The organism is Streptomyces mesophilus, assembly GCF_011044995.1.
In the GTDB taxonomy this organism is placed as follows: Bacteria; Actinomycetota; Actinomycetes; order Streptomycetales; family Streptomycetaceae; genus Streptomyces; species Streptomyces mesophilus.
Genome location: NZ_JAAKZW010000342.1, coordinates 1 through 6,126, shown reverse-complemented (window position 1 = coordinate 6,126; position 6,126 = coordinate 1). Strand labels below are relative to the sequence as shown.

Sequence of the window (6,126 nt, the reverse complement as noted above, 5' to 3'; positions counted from 1 at the left end):
GGCCCTGAGCCCACCCGACCTCGTCCCACCAACTCCGAGCCCACCCGACTTCCCCCCACCCCAACTCGTCAGCAACCCCGCGTACGCCTCCCGGGTGCGTCCCCGTGGGTTCGTGCGGCCCGACTCCCATGAGCGGACCGTCTCCCGGGTGACGCCGACCAGCTCGGCGACCTGGGCCTGGCTCAGGTCGTTCGCCTCCCGCAGCCGACGGCGCTCCTCGGGGCCGGGCAGTGGGGCGGCGGGGCTCTGCGTCATGTCGGACTCTCCACACCGTGGGCTGTGGGACCGGGGCCCATGGCAGGACGGTGCCCCGATAAGTACATAAACGTATATTGGGCGACACTTCGGGCATTCGCCTGTTACGCGAAGAGCGCGCGTGTCGTTGGGACCATGGCGGGCGTGACGCACACGACCGACCGCAGCGCGCAGCCGGAAGGGCCCGCGGTCACGCCGCAGGCCCTGCTCAATGCCCTTGCCACGCGCCGCAGATCGTCGGCGCTCGTGCCCTGCCTCCTCGGCGGCGCGATCGCCGCGGGGCTCGGGCTCGGCGCGCTGGCCGTCCTGGTGATGGCCTTCTGGATCTCCTCGCCGTACCCGGACAGCGGCCCCGGCGCGGCACTCCACGTGGCCGCGGGACTGTGGCTGCTCGCCCACGGCACCGAACTCGTCCGGCCCGACACGCTCACCGGCGTACCGGCCCCGGTCGGCATCACGCCGCTCCTGCTGCTCGGCCTGCCCGCGCTGCTCGTGCACCGCGCGGCCCGCGACGCGGCCGACACGGCGCCGGACGTACGGACCGCGCTGGGCGGGGTGGCCGGCGGCTATCTCCTCGTCGGAACCGCCGCGCTGCTCTATGCGAGGGGCGGCCCGCTGTCCGCGGATCCGCTCAGCGCGGCCGTCCATCTGCCGCTGCTCGCGGGCGCCGCCGCGGCCGCCGGGGTGTGGACGGCGTACGGCCGGCCGCGCGGTCCGCTGCCCTCCTTCGCGTACCGCCTCCAGGACACTTCGCCGGTACGTGCGCTCCTGGACCGCAGCGACCAACTCGCCGCCGCCGTGCGCTCGGCGACAGCCGGTGTGCTGGTCCTGTTCGGCGGCGGCGCGCTGCTCGTGGCCGTCTCGCTCGGGCTGCACCTTGATGCCGCGCAGGCCTCGTTCCTGCAGCTGACGGGCGCGTGGTCCGGCCGGGTCGCGGTGCTGCTGCTCGCCGCGGTCCTCGTGCCCAACGCCGCGGTGTGGGGCGCCGCCTACGCGCTCGGCCCGGGCGTGCTCCTGGGCACCGGACTGGTCGCCTGGCCGCTCGGGACCCCCGACGGCGGTCCGCTCCTGCCGTCCTTCCCGCTGCTCGCCGCGGTGCCTTCACCCGGGCCCGGCACCCCGCTGACCTGGGCCTGCCTCGCGGTACCGGCGCTCGCCGGGCTGACCGTCGGATGGTTCGCCGTGCGGTGCGCGGCGCCGGCGAAGGGGGAGCGCGAGGAGGTGTGGAGCCGGGGTGCGACCGCGCTGACGACCGGGCTCGCGGCCCTGCTCACCGGCCTCGCGCTCGCCGTGCTCGCCGCACTCGCCGGCGGCCCGCTCGGCGTGGGCACGCTCGCGTCGTTCGGACCGGTGGGGTGGCAGGCCGGGGGCGCGGCCTGCGGCTGGGTCCTGCTGTGCGGGATGCCGCTGGCTCTGGGCGTACGAGGATGGCGGGCGCGCACGCCCAAGGTGACGTCTGCCGAGCCGGCGGTCGAGCCCGTCGACACCGCCGCGTCCGTCGACAGCGCGGTATCCGCCGAGTCCGCTGAACCGGTCGGGCGGCGGGCTCGGCGGCTGCCCCGGTGGTGGCCGCGGCGGGGCTCGGCGGCCGCTGAGCAGGTGCCGGATCCCGGGCCCGTGGTTCCGGCTGCCGAGTCGGCCTTCGAGCCGTACGACTTCCTCGACTCGTCCTGGCACGACACTGGGTCGCGGGCGACGCGGTGGGCTGCGCTGGGGAAGGTTTCGGAGAGCTCGCCGCTGACGGATGCGGCGGACCTCGTTCCCGTATCCCTGGAAAAGCCGCGCGCCGACGGAGGGCGGGAGGCCGGGGGAGGGGGCGAAGCCCTGACGGATCCCGGGGCCGCAAACGCCGACGGGGCCCAGGAGCCGAAGCTCCCGGACCCCGCCGGACCACCAGAGGTCAGTGGAAGAAGTGACGCGTCCCCGTGAAGTACATCGTCACGCCCGCCGCCTTCGCCGCCTCGACGACCAGCTCGTCGCGGACCGAACCGCCCGGCTGGACAACAGCCTTGACGCCCGCGGCCGTCAGGATCTCCAGGCCGTCCGGGAACGGGAAGAACGCGTCCGACGCGGCGTAGGAGCCGCGCGCCCGCTCCTCGCCCGCGCGCTCGACCGCGAGCTTGGCCGAGTCGACCCGGTTGACCTGGCCCATCCCGACGCCCACCGAGGCGCCGTCCTTGGCGAGCAGGATCGCGTTGGACTTCACCGCGCGGCAGGCCTTCCAGGCGAAGGCCAGGTCCGCGAGCTCGGCGGCGGAGAGCGCGTCGCCCGTCGCCAGGGTCCAGTTGGCCGGGTCGTCGCCGTCCGCCTGGAGGCGGTCGGTGACCTGGAGCAGCGCGCCGCCGTCGACCGGCTTGACCTCGACCGGCGAAGAGGGGGCGTCCGCACACCGCAGGACGCGGATGTTCTTCTTGCGGGCCAGGACCTCGACCGCGCCGTCCTCGTAGTCCGGGGCCACGATGACCTCGGTGAAGATCTCGGCGACCTGCTCGGCCATGGCGACGGATACGGGACGGTTGACCGCGATCACGCCGCCGAAGGCGGAGAGCGGGTCGCAGGCGTGGGCCTTGCGGTGGGCCTCGGCCACGTCGTCGCCGATGGCGATTCCGCACGGGTTGGCGTGCTTGATGATCGCGACGCAGGGCTCGGCGTGGTCGTACGCGGCACGGCGCGCGGCGTCCGTGTCCGTGTAGTTGTTGTACGACATCTCCTTGCCGTGCAGCTGCTCGGCGGCCGCCAGGCCACCCGTGCCGTCCACGTAAAGGGCGGCCGGCTGGTGCGGGTTCTCGCCGTAGCGCAGGACGTTGGAGCGCTCGTAGGTGTTGCCGAGGAAGTCCGGCAGACCGCTGTCGTCCGCCGCCGCGTAGTCGGCCGCGAACCAGGACGCCACCGCCACGTCGTACGACGCCGTGTGCTGGAACGCTTCCGCCGCGAGGCGCTTGCGGGCCGTCAGGTCGAAGCCGCCGTCGCGTACCGCCGCGAGGACGTCCGCGTACCGCGCGGGGCTGGTGACGACCGCGACCGACGGGTGGTTCTTGGCGGCGGCGCGGACCATCGACGGGCCGCCGATGTCGATCTGCTCCACGCACTCGTCGGGCGAAGCGCCCGAGGCGACGGTCTGCTTGAAGGGGTACAGGTTCACGACCACGAGCTCGAAGGGCTCGACACCGAGCTCTTCGAGCTGCGAGCGGTGCGTGTCCAGGCGCAGGTCGGCGAGGATGCCGGCGTGCACGCGCGGGTGCAGCGTCTTGACCCGGCCGTCCAGGCACTCGGGGAAGCCGGTCAGTTCCTCGACCTTGGTGACGGGCACACCGGCCGCGGCGATCTTCGAGGCGGTGGAGCCGGTCGACACCAGCTGGACACCGGCCTCGTGCAGGCCCTGGGCGAGGTCCTCGAGCCCGGTCTTGTCGTAGACGCTGATCAGGGCCCGGCGGATGGGGCGCTGTCCAGAAGAAGCGGCGGTCACGGGATGGATACCTTTCGTCCCTCAATGCGATGGCCGTGGCGGGCGAGCCGGCCCACGACCTCGACGAGCAGCGTTCGCTCGACTTCCTTGATGCGCTCATGGAGCGCGGATTCGTCGTCCTCGTCCAGGACCTCCACCACGCCCTGCGCGATGATCGGCCCGGTGTCGACGCCGTCGTCGACGAAGTGGACGGTGCAGCCGGTGACCTTCGCGCCGTACGCGAGCGCGTCGCGTACGCCATGGGCACCGGGGAAAGACGGCAGCAGCGCCGGATGCGTATTGACGGTGCAACCGCCGAACCGGGCCAGGAACTCCTTGCCCAGGATCTTCATGAAGCCCGCCGACACCACCAGATCCGGCGCGTGGGCGGCTGTCGCTTCCGCCAGCTCACGGTCCCAGGCGGCGCGGTCGTCGAAGTCCTTCACACGGCAGACGAAGGTCGGCAGACCGGCCTTCCGTGCGCGCTCGAGACCGGCGATGTTGTCCCGGTCCGCGCCCACCGCCACGATCTCGGCGCCGAACGCGGGGTCGGCCGCGGCGTCGAGCAGGGCCTGCAGATTGGTGCCCGAGCCCGACACGAGGACGACAAGCCGCTTCGGCGGCGTGCTTACGGGGGTGGCCACAGCGGGGCCCTTTCGCATCGGCAGCGCATCAGCGCGTGGTGGTCCTGGCTTTGTACGGTCGTACGAATGCTTCGGTGCCCCCGATACGGGGAACTCTACGAAGCGCCCGACCGTCAGCAACGATACCGGCACACCCGACGGCCCCCACGGGACGGTGGCGTGACCGGGAGGTAGCGTCTGGGGAGCAAGCTCCAAGGACTGCCAGGCGCGCGCCGCTGCTCAGCCGGCCCGGCCGGGCAATCCACCGACTACGGGGAAAGACGCACACCTGATGCCGGACCGCATGCCCTCACCTTCGTCGCCGCAGGACCAGTCTCCGCAGGTCGCGCCGGACGATCAGCCTGCGCAGGGCGCGCCGCAGGACACGGGGAAGGGTGAGGACAACCCCTTCGCGCCCCCGCCCGAGGGTGCTCCGGAGCAGCCTTGGCGTCCCCGTCATCCCGACGGTGAGCAGGGCGGTGACGGTTCGGGTCCCGGCTGGAGCTCGCAGCAGCCCGGCCGTTCCTCCGGCGGCTTCGGCCAGCGTCCCGGCGGATCCGAGGGCGGTCCGAACGGGCAGGGCGGTCAGGGCGGTCCGATGGGCGGGATGCGCTGGGACCCGACCGACCCGGCGCAGCGCCGTGCGCGGTATGCGCTGCTCGGCGGCATGTGGGCGTTCTTCTTCGGGCTCTTCGGCTGGCCCTACGTGGCGCTGCTGCTCGGTGCGCTCGCCGTCTACTGGGGTGTGACCGCGCTGCGCACGAAGCCGCGCACCCCCGACCCGACCCAGCCGGCCCCCGCGGTCTCCTCGGGCAAGCCGCAGAAGACGGCCGCGGTGAGCGGCCTGGTCACGGCCGGCCTGGCCCTGGCCATGGTCGCCCTGACCTTCACGGCCCAGATCGCCTACCGCGACTTCTACATCTGCGAACGCGACGCAAACACCCACGCAGCCCAGAAACAGTGCGAGAACCTCCTCCCCACCCCCCTCCGCACCATCCTGGGCGAACAGGACTGACCCTCCCGCCCGTTGGCGTCGACACGTCCGGGGGACCATATGTCGCGGAGAACGGCCGGTTTGGCCGTTTCCTCCCGACGTTTGGTCCCCCGTTCGTCTTTGCTACGTCCAGCTGCGCAGGGCCGCCCAGGTGTTGGGGCCCACTCGGCCGTCCGCGTCCAGGCCCTTGGCGGTCTGGAAGCGTTTGACCGCGGTGCGGGTGTCGGGGCCGAACTCGCCGTCCACGCCGCCGGCGCCCACGCTGTAGCCGCGTTTGGTGAGCATGCACTGGACCTGGACCACGCGGGTGCCCTTGTGGCCGTAGATGGTTTCGGTCGTGCCCGAGTAGTACGTGCAGTCGGTGATCCACGGCGGTTTGGCGGGGGCTGCCGTGGTCCTGGTCGGAGCAGGGTCCGGGTCGGTGACCCCGCCTCCCGTGCTCGTGCCGGCGCCGCTTGCTCCGCTGGTCCCGGCTTCCGCCGTCTCGCCGGCCGTCGGCTCGGTGTCCTGGTCGCCGCCGGTTCCGGCGGACCCGGACGTGGTGTCGGCGCCGTCGGTCGTGTCCTTCGCGCCGTCCTTGTCCTTGCCGCCCGGGGACGCGGTCGCCTTCTGGGACTTGTCGGGCGCCGGGGCGGTCGGGTTCTCGCCGGCTTCGCCAGGACCGGCGCTGCCGTGGGGGCCGGAGGTCGGAGCGGCCGGCTTCGCGGTGTCGCCGGTCGCATCGGGGCGGGTCAGCAGGAACGCACCGACGGCGACGGCCGCCACGGTGAGGGCCATGGCGACGGCCACGTATGCCTTCTTGGCGCGGG

At 73.1% G+C, this 6,126-nt stretch carries 6 protein-coding genes; 2 read left to right on the top strand and 4 right to left on the bottom strand.

The features are described 5' to 3' along the window. Positions 1-255: helix-turn-helix transcriptional regulator (locus G6045_RS38600; RefSeq protein WP_165336914.1), on the bottom strand; the 255-nt coding region annotated here is incomplete at its 3' end. 135 nt (positions 256-390) lie between these two features. Here G6045_RS38600 and G6045_RS38595 point away from each other — a divergent pair. Beyond that, positions 391-2,184 (top strand): cell division protein PerM, encoded by a 1,794-nt coding sequence (locus tag G6045_RS38595; protein WP_408056419.1) that lies wholly within the window; start codon positions 391-393, stop codon positions 2,182-2,184. On the opposite strand, the gene purH is transcribed toward G6045_RS38595, so the two are convergent. Continuing rightward, positions 2,156-3,721 (bottom strand): bifunctional phosphoribosylaminoimidazolecarboxamide formyltransferase/IMP cyclohydrolase, encoded by a 1,566-nt coding sequence (purH, locus tag G6045_RS38590; protein ID WP_165336913.1) that lies wholly within the window; start codon positions 3,719-3,721, stop codon positions 2,156-2,158. The two genes, G6045_RS38595 and purH, sit on opposite strands and share 29 nt — an antisense overlap. Next, positions 3,718-4,362, bottom strand: a complete 645-nt coding sequence (gene purN, locus G6045_RS38585; RefSeq protein ID WP_165336912.1) for a phosphoribosylglycinamide formyltransferase — start codon at positions 4,360-4,362, stop codon at positions 3,718-3,720. The genes purH and purN overlap by 4 nt, the downstream gene beginning before the upstream one ends. 265 nt (positions 4,363-4,627) lie before the next feature. On the opposite strand from purN, the gene G6045_RS38580 reads away from it, so the two are divergent. Beyond that, entirely contained in the window at positions 4,628-5,338 is a 711-nt protein-coding gene (locus G6045_RS38580; protein ID WP_235968577.1) for a hypothetical protein, read from the top strand. Positions 5,339-5,440: 102 nt separating this feature from the next. On the opposite strand, the gene G6045_RS38575 is transcribed toward G6045_RS38580, so the two are convergent. Then, the coding region (locus G6045_RS38575; protein ID WP_206344746.1) for a peptidoglycan-binding domain-containing protein at positions 5,441-6,126 on the bottom strand (686 nt) is incomplete at its 5' end.

Bases quoted from the DNA above. Each gene is read 5' to 3' on its own strand.
- G6045_RS38580 (WP_235968577.1), top strand. From the start codon at position 4,628: ATGCCCTCACCTTCGTCGCCGCAGGACCAGTCTCCGCAGGTCGCGCCG.
- purN (WP_165336912.1), bottom strand. From the start codon at position 4,362: ATGCGAAAGGGCCCCGCTGTGGCCACCCCCGTAAGCACGCCGCCGAAG.
- G6045_RS38595 (WP_408056419.1), top strand. From the start codon at position 391: ATGGCGGGCGTGACGCACACGACCGACCGCAGCGCGCAGCCGGAAGGG.